The organism is Natrialba hulunbeirensis JCM 10989, assembly GCF_000337575.1.
GTDB classification, from domain to species: domain Archaea; phylum Halobacteriota; class Halobacteria; order Halobacteriales; family Natrialbaceae; genus Natrialba; species Natrialba hulunbeirensis.
In genome coordinates this window covers 50,139-74,753 of the sequence record NZ_AOIM01000014.1, presented here as the reverse complement: position 1 = coordinate 74,753, position 24,615 = coordinate 50,139, and the positions used below count along the sequence as shown (strand labels likewise).

At 63.4% G+C, this 24,615-nt stretch carries 23 protein-coding genes; 8 read left to right on the top strand and 15 right to left on the bottom strand.

What is annotated here, in order from left to right:
* Positions 1 to 11 precede the first annotated feature (11 nt).
* Both dph5 and C483_RS05150 read left to right on the top strand, forming a co-directional pair.
* Positions 12 to 800 carry a diphthine synthase gene (gene dph5 / locus C483_RS05155; RefSeq protein ID WP_006652300.1) on the top strand — a complete coding sequence of 263 codons (789 nt, stop codon included), beginning with the start codon at positions 12 to 14 and terminating at the stop codon, positions 798 to 800.
* Positions 801 to 896: 96 nt separating this feature from the next.
* A complete protein-coding gene (locus C483_RS05150; protein ID WP_006652299.1) occupies positions 897 to 3,149 on the top strand; it encodes a beta-glucosidase family protein in 2,253 nt (750 codons plus the stop codon).
* A 155-nt stretch (positions 3,150 to 3,304) separates the two neighbouring features.
* Here C483_RS05150 and C483_RS05145 read toward each other — a convergent pair whose 3' ends face one another.
* The 10 genes from C483_RS05145 to C483_RS05100 form a co-directional block, all read right to left on the bottom strand.
* Positions 3,305 to 4,288: an isocitrate/isopropylmalate dehydrogenase family protein gene (locus tag C483_RS05145; RefSeq protein ID WP_006652298.1), complete on the bottom strand. Its 984-nt coding sequence runs from the start codon at positions 4,286 to 4,288 to the stop codon at positions 3,305 to 3,307.
* Between the two features lie 102 nt (positions 4,289 to 4,390).
* Positions 4,391 to 5,950: an HTTM domain-containing protein gene (locus C483_RS05140; RefSeq protein ID WP_049912439.1), complete on the bottom strand. Its 1,560-nt coding sequence runs from the start codon at positions 5,948 to 5,950 to the stop codon at positions 4,391 to 4,393.
* Between the two features lie 169 nt (positions 5,951 to 6,119).
* Entirely contained in the window at positions 6,120 to 6,785 is a 666-nt protein-coding gene (gene leuD, locus C483_RS05135; protein WP_006652296.1) for a 3-isopropylmalate dehydratase small subunit, read from the bottom strand.
* Positions 6,785 to 8,209 (bottom strand): 3-isopropylmalate dehydratase large subunit, encoded by a 1,425-nt coding sequence (gene leuC / locus C483_RS05130; protein ID WP_006652295.1) that lies wholly within the window; start codon positions 8,207 to 8,209, stop codon positions 6,785 to 6,787. Before leuC ends, leuD begins: the two co-directional genes overlap by 1 nt.
* On the bottom strand, positions 8,206 to 8,622 hold the full coding sequence (locus C483_RS05125; RefSeq protein WP_006652294.1) for a hypothetical protein: 417 nt from the start codon (positions 8,620 to 8,622) through the stop codon (positions 8,206 to 8,208). Before C483_RS05125 ends, leuC begins: the two co-directional genes overlap by 4 nt.
* A gap of 37 nt (positions 8,623 to 8,659) precedes the next feature.
* Entirely contained in the window at positions 8,660 to 9,715 is a 1,056-nt protein-coding gene (gene ilvC / locus C483_RS05120; protein ID WP_006652293.1) for a ketol-acid reductoisomerase, read from the bottom strand.
* The gene (gene ilvN, locus C483_RS05115) at positions 9,708 to 10,427 is read right to left on the bottom strand and encodes an acetolactate synthase small subunit (protein ID WP_006652292.1); all 720 of its coding nucleotides are present in this window, start codon (positions 10,425 to 10,427) and stop codon (positions 9,708 to 9,710) included. Before ilvN ends, ilvC begins: the two co-directional genes overlap by 8 nt.
* Positions 10,424 to 12,280 carry a biosynthetic-type acetolactate synthase large subunit gene (ilvB, locus tag C483_RS05110; RefSeq protein ID WP_006652291.1) on the bottom strand — a complete coding sequence of 619 codons (1,857 nt, stop codon included), beginning with the start codon at positions 12,278 to 12,280 and terminating at the stop codon, positions 10,424 to 10,426. The genes ilvN and ilvB overlap by 4 nt, the downstream gene beginning before the upstream one ends.
* Before the next feature lie 353 nt (positions 12,281 to 12,633).
* Entirely contained in the window at positions 12,634 to 13,929 is a 1,296-nt protein-coding gene (locus C483_RS05105; RefSeq protein ID WP_193787499.1) for a LeuA family protein, read from the bottom strand.
* 465 nt (positions 13,930 to 14,394) lie between these two features.
* Positions 14,395 to 14,994, bottom strand: coding sequence for a winged helix-turn-helix transcriptional regulator (locus tag C483_RS05100; protein ID WP_006652289.1), 600 nt, complete (start codon positions 14,992 to 14,994; stop codon positions 14,395 to 14,397).
* A gap of 165 nt (positions 14,995 to 15,159) precedes the next feature.
* Here C483_RS05100 and C483_RS05095 point away from each other — a divergent pair, with 165 nt between their 5' ends.
* A complete protein-coding gene (locus C483_RS05095; protein WP_006652288.1) occupies positions 15,160 to 15,615 on the top strand; it encodes a ferritin-like domain-containing protein in 456 nt (151 codons plus the stop codon).
* Between the two features lie 123 nt (positions 15,616 to 15,738).
* A complete protein-coding gene (locus C483_RS05090) occupies positions 15,739 to 16,029 on the top strand; it encodes a DUF5779 family protein (protein ID WP_006652287.1) in 291 nt (96 codons plus the stop codon).
* A gap of 121 nt (positions 16,030 to 16,150) precedes the next feature.
* Here C483_RS05090 and C483_RS05085 read toward each other — a convergent pair whose 3' ends face one another.
* Positions 16,151 to 16,882, bottom strand: coding sequence for a VOC family protein (locus C483_RS05085; protein WP_006652286.1), 732 nt, complete (start codon positions 16,880 to 16,882; stop codon positions 16,151 to 16,153).
* Positions 16,883 to 17,000: 118 nt separating this feature from the next.
* Between C483_RS05085 and C483_RS05080 the strand changes: the two genes are divergently transcribed.
* Entirely contained in the window at positions 17,001 to 17,711 is a 711-nt protein-coding gene (locus C483_RS05080; protein ID WP_006652285.1) for a hypothetical protein, read from the top strand.
* A gap of 153 nt (positions 17,712 to 17,864) precedes the next feature.
* Entirely contained in the window at positions 17,865 to 18,293 is a 429-nt protein-coding gene (locus tag C483_RS05075; RefSeq protein WP_006652284.1) for a hypothetical protein, read from the top strand.
* 520 nt (positions 18,294 to 18,813) lie between these two features.
* Here the strand turns inward: C483_RS05075 and C483_RS05065 are convergent.
* Positions 18,814 to 19,023 (bottom strand): ribbon-helix-helix domain-containing protein, encoded by a 210-nt coding sequence (locus C483_RS05065; protein WP_004216700.1) that lies wholly within the window; start codon positions 19,021 to 19,023, stop codon positions 18,814 to 18,816.
* Between the two features lie 150 nt (positions 19,024 to 19,173).
* Here C483_RS05065 and C483_RS05060 point away from each other — a divergent pair, with 150 nt between their 5' ends.
* A complete protein-coding gene (locus tag C483_RS05060; protein WP_006652282.1) occupies positions 19,174 to 19,503 on the top strand; it encodes a DUF5789 family protein in 330 nt (109 codons plus the stop codon).
* 104 nt (positions 19,504 to 19,607) lie between these two features.
* On the opposite strand, the gene aglJ is transcribed toward C483_RS05060, so the two are convergent.
* The 3 genes from aglJ to C483_RS05045 all read right to left on the bottom strand — a co-directional run bounded on the left by aglJ (position 19,608) and on the right by C483_RS05045 (position 23,598).
* Positions 19,608 to 20,684 (bottom strand): S-layer glycoprotein N-glycosyltransferase AglJ, encoded by a 1,077-nt coding sequence (gene aglJ, locus C483_RS05055; RefSeq protein ID WP_006652281.1) that lies wholly within the window; start codon positions 20,682 to 20,684, stop codon positions 19,608 to 19,610.
* Positions 20,685 to 20,825: 141 nt separating this feature from the next.
* Positions 20,826 to 22,151 carry a UDP-glucose 6-dehydrogenase AglM gene (gene aglM / locus C483_RS05050; RefSeq protein ID WP_006652280.1) on the bottom strand — a complete coding sequence of 442 codons (1,326 nt, stop codon included), beginning with the start codon at positions 22,149 to 22,151 and terminating at the stop codon, positions 20,826 to 20,828.
* A 67-nt stretch (positions 22,152 to 22,218) separates the two neighbouring features.
* Positions 22,219 to 23,598 (bottom strand): Cdc6/Cdc18 family protein, encoded by a 1,380-nt coding sequence (locus tag C483_RS05045; protein WP_006652279.1) that lies wholly within the window; start codon positions 23,596 to 23,598, stop codon positions 22,219 to 22,221.
* 493 nt (positions 23,599 to 24,091) lie between these two features.
* Between C483_RS05045 and C483_RS19855 the strand changes: the two genes are divergently transcribed.
* Positions 24,092 to 24,379 carry a hypothetical protein gene (locus C483_RS19855; RefSeq protein WP_152419826.1) on the top strand — a complete coding sequence of 96 codons (288 nt, stop codon included), beginning with the start codon at positions 24,092 to 24,094 and terminating at the stop codon, positions 24,377 to 24,379.
* The last annotated feature ends 236 nt before the right edge of the window (positions 24,380 to 24,615 follow it).

The window sequence follows — 24,615 nt, the reverse complement described above, 5'->3', positions numbered from 1 at the left end:
CAGTCACTGCTATGCTCACCTTCATCGGCCTCGGCCTCTACGACGACCGCTCGATCACCGTCGAGGGCCAGGAGGCCCTGCGAACCGCCGACCGCGTCTACGCCGAGTTCTACACCAGCAAACTGATTGGAGCGACTGTCGAGGAACTCGAGTCCGCCCACGATATCGAGATCGAGGTCCGGGACCGGGCGGGTGTCGAGCAACACCCCGAAGAGATGCTCGACGCCGCTGAGAGCGAGGATGTGGCCTTCCTGACGGCCGGCGATACGATGATCTCGACAACGCACGTCGACCTCCGATTGCGGGCACACGACCGCGGGATCGACACCCACGTCATTCACGGCGTGACGGCCCAGACGGCGACGAGTTCGCTGACGGGACTGCAGAACTACCGGTTCGGCAAGGCGACGACGCTGCCGTTTCCCTACGCCCACGGCGCGGACGGCTTGCCGGCGAGCGTCACCGACACCATCGACGAGAATCGCGCAGACGGCCTCCACACCGTCGTCTATCTCGACATCAAGGTAGGCCACGAGCGAGCCGACGAAGACGAGTACATGACCGCGGACGTCGGCGCAGAGCTGCTCGCTGAGGCGTATCCCGACCTCGTTGGTGTCGTCGTCGCCCGCGCGGGCAGTCCGGAGCCGCTCGTCGAGGCCGGGACGATGACCGAACTTGCGGACCGGGAGTTCGGCGAGCCGCTGCACCTGCTCGTAGTCCCCGGCGAGTGTCACTTGCTCGAGGCTGACGCGCTGGTCGAACTCGCGGATGCGGATCGCGACACGCTGGATATCGTCTGACTGAAATCACGATGCGTCGACATCGGACGTATGCCCATCAGCGTGTACTCGCCATCGAATGACTATTCAGGTAGCCGGAACAATACGCCGTCGAGAATGGGACTGGACGCCACAACCCTGCTCGACGATCTCACGCTCACAGAGAAGCTTCGGCTCGTCCACGGAGCGACCGATCCCGATGGGCGCGCGACGGGTTACGTCCCCGGAAACGGTCGGGTCGGAATCCCGCCGCTGAAACTGGTCGATGGTCCGCTCGGCGTCCGTGCGATGGGCGAGCGTGCGACCGCGTTCCCCGCCTCGATCACGCTCGCCGCGGCCTGGAATCCCGATCTCGCTCGCGAGTTCGGGACGGCGCTCGGCCGAGAGACGGCCGCCCACGATCAGGACGTGTTGCTCGGTCCCGGCGTCAACATCATCCGCGCACCGCAGGGCGGACGTAACTTCGAGTACTACAGCGAGGATCCACACCTCAGCGCTCGAATCGGTGTCGAGACCATCGAGGGTATCCAGTCGACCGGCGTTGCTGCCACGGTCAAACACTACGTCGCGAACAACCAGGAGACGAATCGCTACGAGGTTAGTGCCGACGTGAGCGAGCGTGCCCTCCGCGAGATTTACTTGCCCGCGTTCCGCGCGGCGGTCGAGGAGGCCGACGTCGATGCAGTGATGACTGCCTACAACCGCGTCAACGGCGTGCATATGAGCGACCACGAACGACTCCTCGCGGACGTGTTGAAAGACGAGTGGGGATTCGACGGACTGGTCGTCTCCGACTGGTGGGGCACCCGGAGCACGATCGACGCGGCGCGGGCTGGTCTCGACCTCGAGATGCCCGGTGTCGAACTGTCAGAATACCTGCCGGGCGCGGACACTGCATCGAGCGATGACCGCAACCAGGATCTCGACCTCGACGACATCGACGACACTCTGATGCCGGTTCCGGATGTCCCGGCGTACTTCGGCGAACCGCTTCGCGACGCGATCGAATCGGGAGCGGTCGACGAGGAAACTCTCGACGAGAAGGTGTCGCGGGTGCTGTCGGTATTGGAATCGACGGGACAGTTCAACACACTCGAGACCGACGACGCGAGTGAGCACGGAGGCACAGGCACTAACGCCGATGCACCAGACGGAGAACTCGATACACCGGCACACCGCCGGTTGGCCCGCGACATCGCGATCGAAGGAACCGTGCTGCTGACGAACGATGACGCGCTCCCGCTCGCAGACACCGACGCTGTCGCGGTGATCGGCCCGAACGCCGACACCGCCAAACTGGGCGGCGGCGGGTCGTCCGAAGTCTCCCCGTTTACCGAAACCGGCCCGCGATCGGGTATCGAGTCGCGAGCTGCGGACGTGACGTTCGAACGCGGCGTCGACCCGATCGCGGAGTCGTCGTTCTTCGCCGACTCGCCAGATGGGGTGCAGACGGATGCAGTATCGGACACGAACGGAGCCACAGCCAACGACAGTTACACGGACACAGCCACAGCCACAGACACGGACACGGACAACGATACAGGCCCGAACATCGACGCCGCCGTCGAAGCCGCCGCCGACGCCGACTGCGCGGTGGTCGTTGCCCAGGACGACGCAACGGAGTTCACCGACCGCGAGTCGATCGCACTCCCCGGCCGGCAGAACGAACTGATCGCCGCGGTCGCCGAGGCAGCTGACCAGACGATCGTCGTCCTCCGAACCAGTGGCCCTGTCGAACTGCCGTGGCTCGACGCAGTCGACGCCGTCCTCGAGACGTGGTACCCTGGCCAGGCCGACGGCGAGGCGCTCGCGGCTGTGCTGTTCGGCGACGCGGAACCCGGCGGCCGCCTCCCGGTGACCTTCGGCCGGTCGGTGGCGGACTACCCGACGGCCGAGGGATCCGCGTTCCCGGGAACGGACGGCGTCGCGCGGTACGACGAGGACGTCTTCGTCGGCTACCGCTACTTCGACGAGCACGAGATCGAGCCTCTGTTCCCGTTCGGCCACGGGCTCTCCTACACCGAGTTCGAGTACGAAGACGTGACCGTCAGCGAAGCCGAAGACGAAGACGGGATCGACGTGACGATCGACGTTCGAAACGTCGGTGGCCGTACTGGAAAGGAGGTCATCCAGGTGTACGTCGGGAAACCGGCCGCGCCGGTTCCGACACCCGAGCGCGAACTGGCCGACTTCGCGGCCGTCGAACTCGATGCCGGCGAGTCGGAGACCGTCACCGTCTCGCTCGCGCGGGACGATTTCGCGTACTACGACGCGGACGACGGCTGGACCGTCGCGACCGGACCCAACACGATCTTCGTCGGCAGTTCCTCGCGGGACATCCGTGCAACGGCCGACGTGACTATTCAGTAGCTCCGCCTGGCTTCACTCGTCTTCTTCACGTCACTCATCCTCCCGGCTGCACTCTCGGTTCTGTCGGCGACGCTCCGACGCAGCATCCAACGTGCAAACCGAACCAGACTCGGGCTGCGCTCGCTACTCGAGTAGACCAGTCAGTCGCCGCAACGCTAGAGTCGCTCGATAACCGCCGCCGTCACGTCTGTGGTCGACGCCTCGCCACCCAGATCCGGCGTTCGCGGCCCATCCGCGAGCGTTTCCTCGACCGCCGCGTGAACCGCCGCCGCTTCCTCGTCGTACTCTAAGTATTCGAGCAGCATCGCTGCAGAAATAATCGTCGCGGCGGGGTTGGCGACGCCCTCGCCGGCGATGTCGGGGGCGGTGCCGTGGACGGGTTCGAACAGGCCGCGGTCGGGCCCGATGTTCGCGCTCGGGAGAAGGCCGAGGCCGCCGACGAGGCCGGCGGCGAGGTCCGAGAGCACGTCGCCCGCGAGATTCGGGCAGACAATGACATCGAACTGCGTGGGGTCGAGACAGACTTTTGTCGCGAAGGCGTCGATGAGCACCTCGTCGGTGTCGACGCCGTTGTCGGCGGCGACCTCGGCGACGGTGTCCCGGAAGAGGCCGTCGGTCTCACGCATGACGTTCGCCTTGTGCGCGATGGTGAAGCCGTCGTGGTCGCTCTCCGGACCGGCGTACTCGCAGGCGAACTCGGCGAGCTGCTCGGAGGCAGACTGCGTGGTCACGCGGGTCAGCGTCGCCACGTCCTCGGTTAGCCGGTCCTCGTGGCCCGAGTAGACGCCCTCGGTATTCTCCCGGAGGAAGACCAGGTCAGTTTCGGGGCGAACGGCGTCGATGCCCGGATACGCCTTCGCCGGACGGATGTTGACGAACGAGCCAACGGCCTCACGCAGCGGGAGGATCACGTCAGCAGCGGTCTTGCCGGCTGCGCCGAACAGCGTCGCGTCGGCCGTCGCCGCGAGCTCGTACGTCTCGTCGGGCAGTGCTTCGCCGGTCGCTTCTTTGACGGCGTCGCCGGCCTCGGCTTCGGTGAACGAAAAGTCCACGTCCAGTGCCTCGAGCACCTCGACTGCGGCGGGTGTAACCTCCTGTCCGATTCCGTCGCCGGGGATGACGGCGATCTCGTGAGTCATGTCGACACCTCTCTCGGGCGGCGAAAAGAGGGTATCGATAGCGTCAACGTTGCTACTTTGAGTTGCCACCTCGAGTTGCTCTTGCTCTCGTGGTGTCGGCTGTCAGCAGGCGGACTCGATGCGCTCCTGGCGATCCGGCTCACCCAGCGGGCCGTCCGGCCCGACTGGTTGTTCGACATGGACGACGGTCACCGAGTCGACTGGCTGGTCGGACTGCTCGCCGACCTGCTCGCAACTGAACGCGGCCAGTGGTTCGTAGTAGACGTCCCCAACGTACCGGACGTCCATCCCGTAGCGCTTCCAGAGCGTCGACGGATAGGCCGCCGTTCCGTCCGGTGGCCGGTCGGCGCGCACGGCGGTCCCGTCCACGTGCGTCTCGACTGTCTCACCGGACTCGAGTGTCGCGTCGATGGCGTACCAGCTGTAAGCGTCGGGTGGGTTCGGCGCGAAGAACGACCAGCTGCCGAGGTCCTCATCCACGTCGGTGACTGCGGCAGGGCCGCCGACACCGACGGCCGCAGCGTGCCAGAACAGCAGTATCGCGAAGAGACAGGCGACGAGAACGCCGCTGAGCACACGTACCCCGCGGCTCGCGTTCAGCGTGGGCCACCAGCCCTGAGACGATTCGGACGACGTGGACGCCACATCATCAGCACCGCGTCCCGCGGTTCCACCATCACCACGCACCGGCCTACCAGCTACCAGTCGGTCCGGCGTCCGCGTTTCGACGACGGGCTCGAGTTGCCGCCAGACTGGCGACGGCACGAACAACAGCAACCCTAAGATCATGACCAGCGGGAAGACGCCGAGTCGCATCGTCGCGGCCATACCCAGGTGTGTCCCGACGAAGCCTGCCACGAGTGCGAGTCGGAGCCGACCGGTGACGACGAGCAACACGACGCTACTCGAGAGCAACGCGACCCAGAACCAGTTGACCGCGATAAGGACCAGTGAGAGATCAGAGAGGGCAGCGCCGAGCGGTGTCAGATACTGCTCGAGGTGGAGGGTTCGCTGGACGGCGAAACCGCCGAGCCAGGCGTCACTCTGGAATTTGAGGATCGCATTGGTAACGTAGATGAGCGTGAAGTGGACGAGAATCGCCGCGGTTGCGAGCGAGCAGGTTCGACTGTCGAGGGCCGTCGGCTTTTGGCTCGTCGACTCATTCGCGTGCCGACGTGCATCGACCGACCACCGGGCGCTGAGCGGGAGAAAGAGCCCGAGTGCGAGAAACGTCAGAAGGATCGTATCGCCGCCGTTGAGAGCCAGCGGATTGCGGGCGTAGAGCGAGGCCGTCAGGACGAGCGCACCAACGGTCGCAAGCCGGGTTCGGTAGCCGACGAGCAGCGAGGCTGCGAACAGGCCGGCGAGTGCGAGAAGCAGCGCCTGGAACCACGCAGCGCCCGAGAGAGCGTGAACCGAGAGCGCTTCGAAGAGAGGATACGTTTCCGCGAGCGTCTCCCTGGGAAACACCCCCTGGTCGGTGTAGAACGTCCGCAGCCCCGGTAGCCGCAGTGTAAGGAGATCGATCAGCAGCACGAGGCCGAGTCCGATCCGGAACGCAGCCAGCGCTCGCAAATCGATTCCGAGCCGGGACTCGAGTGCGTCGGTCCAGGAATCGGGTGCTGCTACCACTGCATGGAGTGTGGACGGTCGGGATGTCATCAGGGACCAGTCGGTTGACTATCCTGAGTTTTAGGCAAGGTAACAAGTGCTTTGTCCTCTGCTGGCCGGTGAGAGACTTCGCCTTCAGTCGGGCACAGTGTGGACAGGGCAGTACCAAAAATGAACAGACAACCGAAAACAGGAACCGACAGCCGACGTAGTCCGCTTCTCAGTCGGCGCTCGAACTGGACTCAGACCCGGACCCGTTCGCAGTCGCGTCCGAAACGTAGGGAAGCTCGGCTGCAGTCTCCTGCACCGCGCCGGCGTTCGACTTCATCAACGCCGTCGTGTCCCAGACGCCCTCGACGAGCGCCTTGCGCTGGGCGTCGTCGACGGTGACGTCGATGGTGGTGTCACCGTACCTGACCTGTTCGGCTTCGACGTCGATCTCGAGTTCCCCGTCGGGATTCGCGTCGACCCACTCCTGCAGGGTCTGGATCGTTTCGCTGTCAGCCGTGACGGTTGGAATGCCGAGCGCCAGGCAGTTGCCCGCGAAAATCTCGGCGAAGCTCTCGCCGATGATCGCATCGATCCCCCAGCGCAGCAGCGCCTGGGGCGCGTGCTCGCGCGAAGAACCGCAGCCGAAGTTCGAGTTGACGACCATCACCGAGGAGTCCTGGAACCGGTCCTCGTTGAACGGGTGGTCTTTCAGGTCGTCGTCTTCGGTAAACCGCTGGTCGAAGAACGCGAACTCGCCGAGACCGTCGAAGGTGACGACCTTCATGAAGCGCGCGGGGATGATCTGGTCAGTGTCGATGTCGTTGCCGCGGACCGGGAGGCCCGAGCCCGAGACGTGGTTAACCTCCGGGATCTCGACCTCATCTGTGTCGGTCATTAGGCGGTCACCTCCGCTTCCGGCAGCTCGCGAACGTCCGTTACGTTCCCCTCGATCGCCGCTGCGGCGACCATCCGCGGGTTCATCAGGACGGTGCGCCCGTCCTTGCTCCCCTGACGGCCCACGAAGTTCCGGTTCGAGGAGGAGGCACAGGCCTCGTCGCCCTCGAGTTGGTCTTCGTTCATGCCGAGACACATCGAGCAACCGGCGTTACGCCAGTCGAAGCCGGCCGCTTCGAAGATGTCCTTCAGCCCTTCCTCCTCGGCGGCCTCCTGTACGCGCTGGCTGCCGGGGACGACCATCGCGCGCACGTCGTCGTCGACCTGACGGCCCTCGACGATTCGTGCTGCACGGCGCAGGTCTGGCAGGCGCGCGTTCGTACAGGAGCCGAGGAAGGCCACGTCGATTTCGTAGCCGTCCATCGTCTCGCCGGGCTCGACGCGCATGTGCTCCTGTGCGCGTCGGGCGGTGTCCTGCTTGTCTTCGGGCAGGTCCTCGGGTGCCGGAATCGGATCGCTGATGCCGATGCCCTGGCCCGGGGTCGTTCCCCAGGTGACGACCGGCTCGAGTTCGTCCGCGTCGATGTGGACAACGTCGTCGTACTCCGCGTCGTCGTCCGACCGAATCGACTCCCAGTACGGCTTCAGTTCGTCGAACTTCTCGGGGTTCTCCTGGAAGTAATCCGTCTCCTGCAGCCACTCGTAGGTGGTCTCGTCAGGATTGATGTAGCCCGCGCGAGCACCGCCCTCGATAGACATGTTACAGATCGACATCCGACCCTCCATGCCCAGGTTCTCGATGGCCTCGCCGGCGTACTCGTAGACGTAGCCGACGCCGCCCTCGGTGCCCAGACGGCTGATAATCTCCAGAATGACGTCCTTGGCCTCGACGCCGTCGCCGAGTTCGCCGTCGATCTGGATCTTGCGGACCTTCTGTTTCTCCATGGCGACGGTGCCCGTCGCGAGCACGTCGCGGATCTGGCTGGTCCCGATCCCGAACGCGAGCGCACCGAACGCGCCGTGGGTCGAGGTGTGGGAATCGCCACAGACGATCGTCTTGCCGGGCTGGGTCAGTCCCTGCTCCGGGCCGACGACGTGGACGATACCCTGGTCGCCCGAGTCCGGATCGGAGAACTCGATGCCGGCCTCGCGAACGTTCTCCTCGAGTTCACTCATCATTTCCTCGGCGGCATCCTCCTCGTAGGGGCGGGACTGATCCGCGGTCGGGATGATGTGATCGACGGTCGCGTGGGTGAGTTCGGGGTAGGCGACCTCGAGGTCGCGTTCCTCGAGCATGCCGAACGCCTGCGGGCTCGTAACCTCGTGGATGAGGTGGAGACCGATGAACAGCTGCTCCTGTCCGGTCGGCAGGGTTGTCACCGTGTGGTGGTCCCAGACCTTGTCGTAGAGTGTGCCCTTACTCATTCGTCGGCTACACCCGTCTCCGTGTCTGTGTCTGCGTCCGTGCCCGTGTCTGCGTTCGCACGACCGCCGTCGTCTTCATCGGTCGTACGCCCGCGCTCGAAGACGCGATTCGCGTCGTCGGTTCCGTTCGGTGGCGTGTGGGACACGTCTCGCATCGTGTCTGCGTTCGCGTTCGCCTCTGCTGGCGTATCGGCTGCCGAGTCAGCGGCACGGCGAGACTTGGGGTCCGTCGCAGCCGGGCGTCCACCGTCCGTCGCGACGATCGGGCCGCGGTTGAACAGGTTCCCTGCCGTCTCACCGGTGTAGGGGTTGGTGTGGCTAACTTCGCCCATCTTTTGATTCGCGTTCGGTCGATTCTCGGTTCGGTTTCGGGTCCGTTTCGTCTCGGTCGACTGTGATTCGTTCGTGGTCATCGGTCCGTAGGTTCCTGTTTTGTTGTCGCGTGCTGACTCAGTCGTCAGCCGGCACTTCCGCCTTCTCTGATTCGCTCTCGCTCGATTCCTCGTCCGCCCAGGCGAAGAGGTCGCGCAGGCGCTCGCCGACCTCTTCGATCTCGTGGTCCTTCTCGGCCTGACGAAGCTGGTTGTAGCTCGGACGGCCAGCCTGGTTCTCGAGAATCCACTCGCGAGTGAACTCGCCGTTCTGGACCTCCTCGAGTACCTCCTCCATATTCTCGCGGACGGAGTCATCGAGGATGCGCTCGCCGCGGGTAAGGCCGCCGTATTCGGCGGTGTCGGAAACGGAGTCCCACATGCCGCCGTTCCCGCCTTCGTACATCAGGTCGACGATCAGCTTGAGCTCGTTCAGGCACTCGAAGTAGGCGATCTCCGGGGAGTAGCCCGCGTCGACGAGCGTCTCGTAGCCGTGTTTGACCAGTGCTGTGACGCCGCCACAGAGGACGGCCTGTTCGCCGAAGAGGTCGGACTCGACCTCTTCCTGGAAGTCAGTCTCGATGACGCCGGCGCGAGTGCAACCGATTGCCTTCGCGTACGCGAGTGACCGTTCCTGTGCGTCGCCGGTGGCATCCTGGTCGATCGCGAGGAGTCCAGGAGTTCCCTCGTCGTTCTCGTAGTTTCGCCGGACGAGGTGGCCTGGACTCTTCGGGGCGACCATCGTCACGTCGACGTCCTCCGGCGGCTGGATCTGGCCGTAGTGGATGTTCAGCCCGTGGGCGAACTGCAGCGTGTCGCCGGCCTCCAGGTTCGGCTCGATGGCGTTCTCGTAGACCGCCGACTGGACGGTGTCTGGAACGAGGACGGACACGTAGGACGCCTGCGAGACGGCATCTGCCGGCGTCGCGACCGTCAGCCCGTCCGCTTCGGCTGCGGAGCGCGAGGACGAGTCCTCGCGCAGGCCAACGACCACGTCGACGCCACTCTCGTGGAGATTCTGCGCGTGGGCGTGGCCCTGGCTGCCGTAGCCGAGCACGGCCACGGTGTCGTCGTCGAGGGTCGATACGTCTGCGTCGTCGTCGTAATAAATCTCGGTGGTGAATTCGTCAGTCATCGTCTGCTGGTGCATATTGGTTCTGCGGGTGGCTCGCCGCTTCGGCGGTCGATTCTGTCGTGCTCGCGGGTGCAGCAGTGCTCTGGGTGCCACGGGCGAGCGCCGTGGTTCCCGTCCGGTCAATCTCGCGGATGCCGAACTGCTCGAACGTCTCGATTGCGGCGTCGATCTTCTGGCGCGAGCCAGTGATCTCGATCGTCGCCGTCTCGGGACAGGAGTCGACGGTCTTGCCGTCGTACATATCCGCGACGGCAGCGACCTCCGATGGCCGGTCCGCGTCGATTTTCACGAGCGCGAGTTCGCGTCGCATCGCGTCGGACTCGAGTTCGCGCACGGAGATTACCGGGATCAGTTTGCGCAGTTGCTTTTTGATCTGGTCGATGCCGGGGTCGGGTTCCTCGACGACCAGCGTGATCCGCGCGCGGTCGTCGTCGGTGGTCGGGCCGACGGTCAGACTCTCGATGTTGAACTGTCGTCTCGAGAACAGCCCCGAGACGTCAGAGAGCACGCCGGGTTCGTGTTCGACGAGCGTCGAGATGACGGTCCGGCGCGGTTCCTGTTTGGCCTCGACCTCGGGGTCGATCCGGATTCCCTGCTCGTTGCGCCGCCCTGCTGGGGTCGGACGCTCCTCGGGAGCGGGGCCATCCAGGCCGCGTCGGTGTCCGGGTTCGGTTGGCTCGGTCCGGTCGTTTGGCTCGTTCTCGCCGCTCATAGTTGATCCTCCGCCAGCGCGAACTGGCCGTTGTCGCCGCCGCTTGGAACCATCGGGTAGACGTTCGCCTGCGGGTCGATGTGGACGTCGATCACCGAGGGGCCGTCCTCGGCGAGTGCGGCCTCGATCGTGTCGGCGACCTCGTCGTACTCGTCGATCCGGAAGCCGCTCGCGCCGAAGGCCTCGGCGAGTTTGTCGAACTCGGGCATCCAGCCGTAGTCCGACGCGGAGTGGCGACCCTCGAAGAAGGCGTCCTGCCACTGCCGGACCATGCCGATGTACTCGTTGTTGAGCACGGCGACGGTGATGTCCAAGTTCTCGCGAACGGCCACGGAGAGGCCCTGCAGCGTCATCAGGAACGAGCCGTCGCCGTCGATGCAGACGACCTCTTGATCGTCGTCAGCGGCGAGACGCGCGCCGATGGCGGCGGGAAGGCCGTACCCCATCGTCCCGAGGCCGTGACTCGAGACCCACGTCCGAGGCTCGGTGTACGTCCAGTACTGGCAGGCCCACATCTGGTGTTGGCCGACACCGGTGGTGACGATGGCGTTGTCGCTCGTGGCTTCATCCAGCGCCTCGACGACGAACTCCGGCTGAATCGGCTCGTCTTCAGGCACGTCGTAGGCCATCGAGTAGTCCGATTTCCACTGCTGGCACTGCGCGCGCCACTTCGTCGCCTGCGGCGAGGTCTCGACGGCGCGTGCGAGCTGGGAGACGACGGTGTCGGCGTCGCCGACCAGCGGGTAGTCCGCGTGGATGTTCTTCGAGATCTCCGCGGGATCGATGTCGACGTGGATGATCTCCGCGTCGGGCGCGAACGTCTCGATGCCGCCCGTGAGGCGGTCGTCGAACCGGGTGCCGACGGCGATCATCGTGTCGCAGTGGGTGATCGCCATGTTGGCGTAGCCGGTGCCGTGCATGCCGGCCATCTCCATCGAGAGCTCGTGATCCTCCGGGAACGAGCCGATACCGGGCATCGTCGTGACGACCGGAATATCGTGCTCGATGGCGAACTCGCGGCAGGTCTCGCTGGCCTCGCCCTTGATGACGCCGCCGCCGAGCAGCATGATCGGTCGGGTCGCGTTCTCGATCCGTTCGGCTGCGGACGCGACGATCGTGGGGTCGGCTTCCTCCGTGACCTCGTACGTGTCAGGCGTCGCCGGTTCGTCGGGTTCGCGGTCCGTTTCGGCGTTCGTGACGTCCTTCGGCAGGTCGACCAGCGTCGGTCCTGGGCGGCCCTCCCGGGCGAGTGCAAAGGCTTCGCTGACGTCGGTACCAACGCGGTCCGGGTCGGCAGCGAACGTGTTGTCCTTCGTGACCGGCGTCGTGACGCCCGTCGTATCCGTCTCCTGGAACGCGTCGTTGCCGACGAAGTCCGTCGGGACCTGGCCCGTCAGCGCGAGCATCGGGTCCGAGTCCATGTCGGCGTCCGCGATGCCGGTGACGAGGTTCGTCGCGCCCGGCCCCGAGGTCGCCAGGCAGACGCCCGGCTCGCCAGAGACGATGCCGTAGGCGTCGGCCGCGTGCGATGCGCCCTGTTCGTGGGCCATCGTCACGTGCGTGATCTCGGAGTCGTAGAGCGCGTCGTAGACGGGCATGATCGCCCCGCCCTGCACGCCGAAGGCGTACTCGACGCCGGCGTTCTCGAGTGCGCGGACGACGGATTCGGCACCCGTCGTGACTGGCTTGGGCTGTGTGTCATTCCCCGCGGCCGCCGTGTCAGCGCTGGTAGCGCCTGCGGTGGTGTCGTCTCCGCCTGCGGTGGTGTCGTCTCCGCCCGCGTTGGCTGTTGTGTCTGCGTCCTGGTCGTCGTGCTGTTCCTCCGGTGGGATCGAGGTTGCGCGTTCGCTCATCGGTTCCCTCCCGCCGTCGTGCGGCGATTCGGCCGGGTGAATCGCTGCGAACGATACCGTTGTGTCCGTGTTGTCATCTGTGTCGTAACTGCTGGCTCTGAAGACGATGCGGCAAATCCGGGTCGGCGATAAGGAGTGATGTGAGGGGCTAGTAGGCCCCTACAATACGAATCGAAGCGAACGCGCTGCTGTCGCCCGACTGGCGAGCCGACAGCGAAGCGCGGACCGTCATTGCTGATAACGTAGGTCCGCCGATCATTATAACTGTTGGGGGTAGGGTAATCGTTGCCTTCCGACACGCGCGAGTGAGAGAGCAGGGGCTCAGGGGTGGGTGTAACCGAGGCGGTCATTCCTCAGATGCGCACCTCCTCGTGCTCCTCGTTATCGCGGTCGTCGCGGTCTCGCTCTGCCGATTCGTGTGCCCGTTCTCGGTTTTGCTGACGGTCGACGTCAGCATCCTCGGCGAAGCGCTCCAGATCGCTAACCGTGACGCGGCGCTTTTCTGCGCCGTAGTCCTTGACGCGGCGGGTTACCGCCCGCACCTCGTCGTCGGTTGGATCGTAGCCGCGTTCGCGCAGTCGCTCCCGTACCGAGTGGGTGCCCGTGTGCTTGCCCATGACCAGTCGGCGCTCGGCACCGACCATCTCGGGAGTCATCACGCCGGGCTCGAAGGTATCGGAGTTCTCGATGACGCCGGCGGCGTGGATGCCGCTTTCGTGGGAGAAGGCGTTGTCGCCGACGATGGGCTTGTTGCCCGGCGTCGCCATCTCGCTCTTCTCTTCGACGATCTCCGAGAGTTCGGTGATGCGCGTCGTGTCGATACCGGTGTCACACTGGTAGAGCGACTCGACGGACATGACGAACTCCTCGTAGGCGGCGTTTCCGGCCCGCTCGCCGATCGAGTTGACCGAGACCTGTGCCTGATCGGCCCCCGCTTCGATGCCGGCCAGCGCGTTCGCGGTGGCCAGCCCGAAGTCGTCGTGGGTGTGGACGTCGATGCGGGCGTCGGTGTGGGCGCTGATCTTCTCGATCATGTCGCCGAACCGGCCCGGCGTCGCGACGCCGCAGGTGTCGGGAACGTTGATCCAGTCGACGCCGGCCTCGCTGACCGCTTCGACGACGTCGAGCAGGAACGTCTCGTCGGTTCGCGTCGCATCCATCGGCGAGAACATGCAGGTCACGCCCGCCTCTTTGATGCGTTCGACCGAGTCGACTGCGCGCTGTGCGACCTCCTCCCGCGTGGCGTGCATCGAATCCTCGATCTGGACGTCGCTGGTGCTCACGAACGTGTGCACCATCTCGACGCCAGAATCGAGCGCCGCTTCGATGTCGCCGTCGACGACGCGAGCTAACCCGCAGGTTGTCGTCGACGTCGAGGAAGCAATATCACGAACGGCCTCGAACTCCGCGTCCGAATTGACCGGGAATCCAGCCTCGATGACGTGGGTTCCCATGTCGTCCAGAATCGCGGCGATCTGCCGTTTATCGTCGTAGGAAAACGACGTTCCGGGTGACTGTTCACCATCCCGGAGGGTGGTATCGAAGACACGTGCTGACTCAATTTCGTCAGTGGAATCTAACGTGCCCTGGAAGAACTCGACCCCCCTGATTGGTATCAGAGGATGGGCTGTCTTGGTGAGACATTGTATCCGTTCCCAGGGAGGAAGTGGTATATAAATCTGGTGCAGAAAGGCCCCGATTTGCGTGTCGTGAGGAATTATTACAGATAGCTCGTCTACAAAATCGACAGACGGCGACGCCTATAGTGTGTTTATATGACCTAATAGAATACAACGTCGGCAGGCCGATTTGTCTATTCGTCGGAACAAAGGTGACCAAATTTGCCTCGAATCCACGGTCGATTTGCTGGCGCGCGCAACTCGATGGACGTTCGGTCACTGACATCCGACCAATCTGCTCTGGAGTAGTCCTTCGTCCAATAATCGGCCCCCACAAGAACACGTGTCCAAGGAGGTCACCGAGAAACAGATGAACGAACGCCGGGAAACGATCCATTCGACGCATTGGAAATTCTCAGCCAGGACGTTCACTTATCGACGTATCCACTGCCATCACCACTACTTCCCTCACCGGCACTTCCACACCACCACTTCCTACTCACTCTCGAGTGCACCCCGTCTCGCTTCGTACTCCTCGACGTACTGCCCCTCACAGGAACGACAACAGAACGTCTTTCGTTCCCCATCGACCGTCGTCGTCACGCCACCATCTGTGATTTCCTTCCCGCAGAGGACACAGTCGAGGGCAAACCCAGCTGCAGACAGCGCGAGCCGGCGATCAGATCGCGTGAGTGGAGTCACGTCGTACTCGAGTACACGCGAGAGATCGAGTTCGGTCGCGAGCCAGGAGCGAACGTTTCCACCGGAGATGGCGGCGTGGACGAGGACGTGGCCGTCCATACCCTCGAAGACGTGGTCGACGCCGTCGAGGGTGGTGGCGGCGTCGTAGACCTCAGCGACGGCGTCGGGTCTGGGGTGGAGGTCCACGAGGACCGCGGTTTCCTGGCGGAGCGTCGAGCGGTCGATGTCGACGGTGAAGCCCTGGATGACGCCCTGCTCCTCGAGGCGCGAGATGCGGTCGGAGACGGCAGGTGGGGTGAGGCCGACGTGGTCGGCGATTTCGTTGTAGGGACGGCGGGCGTCCTCAGTGAGCAAGGAGAGAATCTCGAGGTCGGTGTCGTCGAGGTCGCGCATGGTCGTCTATCGCGTGGGCGAGAGGGTAAAGACTGCGCTGGCAGCGGATGGCGGACGACGGTGGCACGGAGTCAGAACTCGTGTTCTGGTGCCAACTACGCGTGTCGATACCACCTCGTGTGCAGGTACCAGCATTTTACGCCCGGTTGTGGGAGCACTGCCCGTATGACGACCGACGAGATCACCGACCTGCTGACCGAAGCCTACATCGACGAACTCGAGACCGTGATGAACTACCTGACCAACGCCATCGTTCTGGATGGTGTCCACGCCGAAGAGGTCAAAGAGAGCCTCGAAGACGACGTTCAAGAGGAACTCGAGCACGCTCGCCGACTCGGCAACAGACTGAAGCAACTCGAGGAGTCCCCGCCAGGCTCGGAGGCGTTCGAGGCGAGTCAGTCGAGTCTGCAGCCGCCCGAGGACACGACAGACGTGCAGTCAGTCATCGAGGGGGTACTCGAGGCGGAAGACGAGGCGATCGAGACGTATCGAGCGCTGCACGAGGCCGCCTCGGAAGCGAACGACCCGATCACGGAGGACGTGGCGGTGTCGATTCTCTCCGACGAGGAAGCCCATCGAACGGAGTTCCGCGGGTTTCAGAAGGAGTTTCCGATGGACTAACGCCGACACTCGAAAGCGAGAGCGCTCTGGGGACTGGCGCCCTCCGACGCCAGGCTGACTGACCCATCGCAAAGACTCTCTCGCAGAGGAACGTTTTTCTCGTCGCGCTTCCACGAAGCGCACATGAGCGACTTCGACCTCGATCTGCGGACGGTCGAGGAACATATCGACGAGGAACTCGATATCGAAGGGAGCATCGTGCTCGGCGTTCTCGACGGGGAGACGCCGGAAGACGAGTGGGTCGAAGCCATTTCGAAGGGGAACGTCCTCGTTCTCTGTGTCGAAGGTGACGTCAACGAACTGGCGTCCGGCTTCGCCCGCGACGTCAAGGAAGCAGGCGGGAATCTCGTCCACTTCCGCGGGTTTTTGCTCGTGACGCCGCCGGGCGTCGACGTGAACACCGAGCGGCTGTAGGCAACAGCCAGAGTCGATTCTACCCACGGTAGCGACTCGCGTACCGTTCGGTTCTCGCGCTCACTCGCCGTCGAGCAGTGTCTCACCGCTCCCGCATCCGGATGCTGCCGCACCCTGCGTCTCACGCAGACGATGAGACAAACGTGAGAACGTGGCCGTCCGGATCTCGAACCACCACGCGCTCGGCTGACTCTTCGTCTACCTGTTGCACCTGTTCTGCCACCGCACCCAGCGCAGCCGTTGGCTCGTCGGTCTCGAATCCAAGATCAACGTGAACCCCACCCCGGGCATCCGCGATTCCAAGGTGTGGCTCCCACAACTCGAGTGCCATCGGGCCGTTCATCCGGACGCGCTTTCTGTCGTCGCCGACATCGACGGTCTCGAAGCCGAGGTCGCTGTAGAACGACTCGGCGCGCTCGAGTGACTCGACCTCGAGCACGACCTCGAAGATGCCGTCGATTCCCGGCCCGGCGACGTCCTGCTGGCCGAGTTCGACACAGTTGCCGTCGGGATCGTAGAGATAGAGCGACCGGACGGGGCCGAACTGCGCCTCGTCGAGATCGTAGCCGACTGCCTCGAGTCGATCCCACCAGTCGTCGTACTCTGCCTCCGGAATCGAGAACGCGTAGTGAGTGTGCAGGCCGCCGCGAGGGACGCCATCGGGACGGCGCAGGATGAGATCGGTGTCGCCGGCCGCGAGCGCACGTTCGTTTTCGTGGTCGACCTCGTCCGCGCCATGTCTCTCATCGTTCGATGCTCGTCGTACCGACAACTCGAGTACATCCGTATAGAACTCCCGCGCCGACTCGAGGGACTTCACCTCGAGCGCGAGCCAGGAGAGGCCAGTGAGCATAGCGACCCGTACTCGAGAGAGCGGTATAGAGGCATCGCCGAGTGTAGGCAACGAGAAAGTGGGACTCCCACGATACTTGCCTGTCACGTTTATGTGACGACCCCACGTAGCGACGGGCATGGCATTTCGCGTCGACGAGCGCGCGAGCGAGTTTCTGGAAATCGATCGCTTCGACGGCGGCGTCGGCTGGATCGCCCACCCCGACGAGCGCATGCAACGAGTGAGCCACGCCCTCGTCGCCGACGGTGATCGAACTCGGAGCACGTCGGGACAGGATGTCTGGGTCTTCGACCCGGTCGACGTGGAGGGACTCGACCAGTTGCTCGCCGAGTACGGCGAGGTCGCCGGTGTCGTCGTCCTGCTAGATCGGCACACGCGCGATGCGGAAGCGATCGCAAACCGTCACGACGTGCCGGTTTACCTGCCGACAGCGTACGAGGGTGTGTCGGAGGAGATCGACGCTCCTGTCGCACGCTTCTCTAGTGAACTCTCCGATACCGGCTTCGAGGCCCATACGGTGGTCGACAACCGATTCTGGCAGGAGGTCGCGATCTACGATCCCGAACGCGGGACCTTGCTCGTCCCCGAAGCGGTCGGCACGGTCTCGTACTTCCTCGCCGGCGACGAACGCCTCGGTGTTCACCCGATGCTCAGGCCCGTCCCGCCGACGGATGCCCTGAGCGGCTTCGCCCCCGAGCGCGTCCTCGTCGGTCACGGCGCAGGAGTCACCGAGTCCGCAGCGGTTGCACTCGAGGAAGCATTGTTGAACGCCCGGCGTGGAGCACCGCGGGTGTATGCCGGTGCAGTGTGGCGGTTACTCCCGGTGTAGCGCGACGGGCGCCCGACAGTTGCTCGTCGGGGGTTTTGCGCTGGACTTGGGTTTGAACCTGAGTCTGGGTCTGCGCCTGCGCCTGGACTCGGGTCTGGTCTGGGTTTTCCGGGGGGTACATCTAACTACGCGCTCCGCGTAGGGGCCGCCGACATGGTGTACATCACCCGCGCACTCGTCGATGTCCTGCTCGACCTCGCCAGCGATGCCGATCCGGATCGCGTGACCACTGGCGTATCAGTAACGCCCGCGGGTGAACTCGCCGGCGGCGGTGCAGGTACGATCCCGCCCGACACGCCGGTCTTTACCGACTTTTACCTGCCAGATCCCGGGAATGCGATCAACGCTGTCTTTGGCGTTGATCTCTCGACACCTGCACGCCAGGCCCAGGGTCGGTTCGTTTCGCATCCGCTACGTGAACTCGAGGTGACAAAGCGCGACGACCTCGCGCAGGTGATCTTCGTCGCGGTACCGCCGTGGTCGGACGACGAGGATTCCTTCGGTGCGTTCGACCGGTCTGGAAATCGCAAGCCGCTCGAGATTATCGACGCCGAGCCCCCGGAGCAGTCGCTGTCCGGTTAACCACAGGGACCGACCGCAGGAATTGATGGGCAAAGATGCAAACGCGTCCATCGAGGGCATGCGCAAGGCGGTGGCTCTCGTTTCGAACAATACCCATACTCCGCAAAATAGGCGATTTCTGGCCGCGGTGGTGAGAGCGATACCAGCGGAAGCGACAGCAACGACAGCGCCAGCGACGACGACCATCAGCCGCTGGACAGCAATCTCACTCCCCACTGCCGACAACGTCAGCCGCCACTCGGCACGCCGCCGGCGATAATTCGGTCGATGATACCTCGACGCCCCGTCTCGCCGCGTTCGTCCTCCTCGTTACGGTCTGACGATGGGAAGCTCGGAACGTGTGGCATAATTCGGTCGACCTCCGTGTGGGAGTACTGTCTCGAGTCAGAAAATAGCATTGCCGACTGCATTTGTCTCCTTCCCCCTCACCATCCCTTACGACCCTTCATCACCCTCTGCTCTCCGCTCTCCGCTTTCTACTTTCTGCTCTCTGCTCTCCATTCCTCGTTGCTCGCAAGGGCTACTCGAGATACCCGAGCCCACGAAGCTGTTCGGTGATCTCCTCGAACTCCGCCTCCGTGAGTTCGCCCTGTTTCTGGTGCTGGATGACGATGCTTCGCAGCAGGAATCGGACGAGGTCGCTCGTGCTCTGAAAGCTCGTCCCTTCGATGGTTTCGTCGACTCGGTTGGCGAGATCCTTCGGGATCGAAACCGTCGTGTACTCGGTCATAGTCGATACTCCGTCGCGGGCGTCAAATGCGTATCGCCACCGAGAGATGTCTCCGGTTTCTGCATTCGGAACCGTGGCGCATCCAATTCAGCCCTGAAAACCGCACGGACTCCGTAGCGGTTTTTATATTTCGGCAGTCTATCGCATGGTATGGGAGTCCGGCCACCATCGAGCGGAGACGACGACGACCCGGAGAGTGTCGAGTTCGGAATCGCCGCCGTTGATGCGCACCTCCGAACTGCTGACCTCTCGTTTCCGGCAACGAAAGACGACGTCGCAGCAGAGCTCGGCCACGAACGCATTCCGTACGACGTCCACGGCAATGACGTTGCACTGGGCGAGATGCTCGACGAGGTTGAGGCGCGCGAGTTTCGCTCGAGACAGCAGTTACTGAACGAGTTGCACCAGCCGTTCGAAGAGTATCGCAAGGAGCATTCGGGTGGGATGTTTCAGCAGGTTCGGTCGATGCTGCCGTTCTGAGCTTCTGGATCTCTGAGTCTCTGTTCTTGCACGCTCTCGGCGGTTGAACACGATACGTATCGGACAGCTCTGTCCGGGAGAAGAGAGATGAGACCGTCGCTCGATTACTCGTCGTGCTGTTCGCCGCCGTCGTCTTCGTACTCGAACGCGCGATCCGTCTCTGTGGCCGGACGCTGATCGCGTGCGTTCCGCGTAATCTGCTCGAGTCGCCGCCGCTGCTCGCGATGCAGGGTCACGAGCATGTCCGAGAGGACGCCGAACATGAGGAGCTGGACGCCGAGCAAGATGGCGGCCGCGGAAACGAGTGCGAGAATCTCGTGGCCAACGCCGTACTGGAGCCAGCGCCAGAGCACGTAGGTCGCGATTGCGCCACCGGCCGCGATTCCGCCGACGCCGAGGCTCCCGAAATAAAACAGCGGGTTGTTCGTCTTCGCCAGCGAGTACAGCGCGAGGATGATCGTCCCGCCGTCTTTGACCGGGTGGAGGTTCGTCTCCGACTCCTCCGGTCGAGCGCTGTAACTGACCGGAACGACTGTCGTCTCGACGCCGTGTTTCACACACTCGACGGCGAGTTCGGTCTCGATCGTAAAGCCGTCCGAGTCGAGTGAGAGTCGGTTGAACGAGTCGACGGTAAACGCCCGGTAGCCAGAGAGGATGTCGTCGTACGCTGCGCCGTGGATGAACCGGAACGAGCGGTTGATAAGGCGGTTCCCGACGCCGTTCAGCGCCTTCATCGCGTCGTCGTCCATGTCGGCAAAGCGGTTGCCGATGACGTGCTCGTAGCCACGGGAGAGCGGTTCGAGCATCGTCTCTGCGTCTGCCGGATCGTACGTGCCGTCACCGTCGAGCATCAAAACGTAGGGCACATCGATGTAGGACACTGCCTCGCGGACCGCCTGCCCCTTCCCCTGGCCGGACTGGGTTAGCACCTGTGCGCCGTGTTCGCTGGCAATTTCTCGCGTCCCGTCTGTGGATCCGCCGTCGATGACGACGACGTTCCCGTAGCCGAGGTCCTGAAAGTCGTCGATTACGTCACCGATCGTCGCCGCCTCGTCGAGGGTCGGAATGAGGATACAAACGTCCTCTACCGAAATCTCGCGCCGCTCGTCGGTCATGGCGAGCACGCCTCCGGTCTCGGAGGCAGGATCGACCGACTGTGCACGAGTTCCGTCATACTCCATCGCCCGTCACTCGTTGGGCGGTATGCAAAAGGATACTGATACGCTGGTTGCCACGCTGTCACGGGCTATCGACATGGCACCACCACGCTACGTCGACTTCTGTCACGCCGCTCGTTCACGGTCCCGGCAGTACCGACCTCGCTACCAGGTCAACCCCTCGTATACGTCGAGGTCGCGCTCATCAATCTCGATCCGCCGGCCGTCAACGACAACTCGCTGAGCCATCCCATCGAACGACAGCTCGTCGAACTCCGGCCAATCGGTTGCGACGACCGCGCCGTCCGCGTTGGAGAGGGCATCGTCTGGTGACGAGGCGAACTCGAGTGCCCCGTCGAATCGCGTCTCCCCGTACTCCGCTCGAACGTTGTCCATTGCGACCGGATCGTAGGCGACGACACTCGCGCCGCGCGTTTGTAGTTCGTCGATCACGTCGAGCGCGCGAGACTTGCGGATGTCATCGGTGCCGGGCTTGAACGAGAGTCCCAGAACAGCGATCCGCGCAGAATCAAGTGAAACGTGGTCTTCGAGCAGCGAGACCAGCCGGGTCGGCTGCTCGTCGTTGACCGAGACGACGGCGTCAAGCAGGTCGGGGTCGTAGCCCTGCTCGCGAGCGCCGGCCCGGAGCGCGGCGACGTCTTTGGGGAAACAGGAGCCACCCCAGCCCAGTCCCGAGCGCATGAACCGGGCCGAGATGCGGTCGTCGAGACCGACCGCCTCGAGGACCTCGTAGGCGTCTGCGCCGTACTCCTTGGCGATGTTGCCGAGTTCGTTCACCAGCGAGACCTTCGACGCGAGGAAGGCGTTGTTGGCGTACTTGATGAGCTCGGCCTCGCGAACGTCGGTTTCGACGAGATCCGTTTCCTCGCGGTCGAGGATCGGTGCGTAGAGGTCGCGAAGCGTCCCAGCGGCGGCGTCGCTCGTCGCACCGACGACGACCTTGTCGGGCTCGAGAAAGTCCTGTACGGCGGTTCCCATCCGCAGGAACTCGGGGTTCATCGCGAGGTCGACTCCCTCGCCGATGGCGGTGCCGGACTCGCGCTCGAGGATGGGGCCGACGACGTCTTCGGTGGTTCCGGGGAGGACGGTGCTCTTGACGACGACGAGGTGGTCGTCCTCGTCTGATTGCTCTGCGAGTGCGCGGCCGAGTGACTCCGAGCCGGCGCGCATCGGCGCGAGGTCGAGACTGCCGTCCTCGGCCTGGGGTGTCGGGAGACAGAGGAACGTGACGTCGGTCTCGCACACGTCGGCGTAGTCGGTCGTCGCGCGCAGGTTTCCACTCGCGTCAGGGCCGGCGTGCTCGTCGATCCGTTCTGCCAGCCCGGACTCGTGGATCGGGGCCTCGCCGGCGTTGATCGTCTCGACGATCTCCTCGTCGATTTCGACGTTGACGACCTCGTGGCCGAGATCCGCGAGGCAGGCGGCGACCGTCGTTCCGACGTAGCCGCTGCCAATGATAGAGACGTGCATACTGGTAGTCGTACACGAGCAGACGAGCGACTGCGATTAGTCGTTTTTGGATCGGGGACCGTGAGGGTCAGCCGCCGATGATCGTCTCCATCTGCCGGCGCATCCGTGCATCAATTGGGATCTTCGCACAGCGCTCGTCGAGGCCGATCGTCTGCAAGATGAGACTCGAGTCGTCGAGCAACGAGAGCTGGAGGTAGGTCCCTTCCCGGTAGCCGTCGCTCGTCCGCTTCATATCGATGATTTTCAGCGTCTCGTACTCGCGCAACTGGTCCGTGATTCGCTTCTTCCCGAGAACGTTCGCGTCGATCGCCTCGGCGAATGCCCGGTAGACGCGGTACATCTCCGTCGCCTTGAACGCCGACCGGTCCGTAAACTCGTCCATCGTCGCGAGCGCGGCAATCGCGATCTTCGCCTGCGTCGGGCAGCCACGGATCAGATCCTGAATACGCGTGACTTCGGCGTCGTCGTTCGCCACCCGAACGTGCTCCTCGTGGACGCGGTCGGCGTCGTTGTCACGCGCAACCTCGCCGGCGAGCCGAAAGAGGTCGATCGCCCGACGAGCGTCGCCGTGTTCCTGGGCGGAGAACGCAGAGCACAGCGGGATCACGTCCTCCGAGAGCACGTCCTCCCGATACGCGTCGCGGCGGCGAGTCAGAATATCGCCGAGCTGGTTCGCATCGTAGGCTGGAAAAACGATCTCGTCCGGCGAGAACGAACTTTCGACGCGAGTGTCGAGCCGATCGCCGTACTTGAGGTCGTTGCTGATGCCGATGACCGTGATACTCGCGTCGACGTCGTTCTCCTCGCCGGCCCGGGAGAGTTGCATCAGGAGTTTACTGTCGTCGGCGTCTTCGGGCGGTACGTTCTGGACATCGTCCGGGGGTGCGAGCCGGTCAATTTCGTCTAACACGACGATGATCGCATCGTACAGTTCGTCGATGACCTGCCACAGGCGGTCGTAGTACGCTCCCGTTGCAATACCCGAGTGTGGAATCGTAATCCCGGTTTCCTCTGGCTCGTTGAGTCGCTTTGCGAGGTGGATCACGGTCTGAACTTCTGACCGGCGCTGGGCACAGTCGATGACCGCGCGGCCGATCCGGACGTCGTTTTCCTCACCGCGCTCGACGACTTCACGGCTGACGTAGCGGGTGACGAGCGTCTTTCCTGAACCGGATTTTCCGAGCAGGAGTGTCCCTTTCCCAGTCCCGCCGGAGATCGTCGGCTTCAGTCGCCGCGCGACGGTTTCGATCTGGTTGTTCCGCCCGACGATCTTGTTCTGGTCGGGCACGTGATCGATCCGCAGCAGATCCTCGTTCGCGAAGATGCGATCTTCCTCGTCGAGAACCGCCAGCGGATCGTCGCGAGATTCGGAGCGAGAGTGAGCAACCGCCCCGTGCTCGGCCGCGAACTCGCCGAGCGTTGCTCCCTCCTCCGTCGACAATGTCATACACCGTCTTTCAAATGAATTCGGTTTAGTTCTTTCTTTCTCACCTGTCACCGGTCGGGACGGACTCGAGTACCACCCTCGCAGTGGACGATCAACACGAGGCGATACAACGGACGAACGCGGCCGATATGACGAGACAGACACCGGGTTTCAAATGAATTCGTGTCTCAGTGTGGTGCTGGCTCCGCTGGTGGTTGGTAGCGGAGAGGGGCCCACACCGGATTTCAGATGATTTCGTAACTGGGGTGTGGGGTGGTGGGGAGATGAGGTGGTGGGGGACTCGAGTAGTGGCGACGAAGATGGGACACCCACACCGGATTTCAGATGTAATTGTCAGGAGGGTATGGATGGGGTAAGAGGAGGTAGGAAGTGGAGCAGTGGTCGAGCAATAGGGCTGGTGGAGTGGCAAAAACAGTGGAACGGCGATGACGAAACAGTGGAGTGAGGGTGATCAAACAGTGGCGTGAGGGTGACGACACAGCGGAGAGACGATATGAGAGTACTGGCGGGAGAGGAGAGGTTTGGTGGTGGGGGTAGCGATGCTGGTGATGCGGGTCACGATGATGGTGGTGAAGGTAGCGATATGAACGGTCTGGTGGACTGGAAGTCTGGATTGCGGGTCTGGACTGCCGTGCTTGTTGCCGAGTGCCTGATCGAGGTGGGAATCGTCTGGAGAACAGTTCATCGGCGGCCACCGAATTCATCTGAAACCCGGTGTCCCAACTGGGTATGCCCGCCGCATCAATTCGAGGAGAACGCTACTGGAAACATAAATGGGTAGTTCATCAAAACGTTCGGTATCAGTATTCACGTTCGATCATCTGTCTCGTCTTTCTACTACACTAGTAGTAGTACTAGATAACCTATACAGTAATAGTTATAATAAACGATCAAGGCTGTCGATAGCTTATCGATAGCATATCGGCTCTCAAACGTCTTTACACCCAATATTCGGCATTTGAGTCCAACTACACCTCCATCCCCATCTCACACCCCACCCCTCACATCTCCACCATT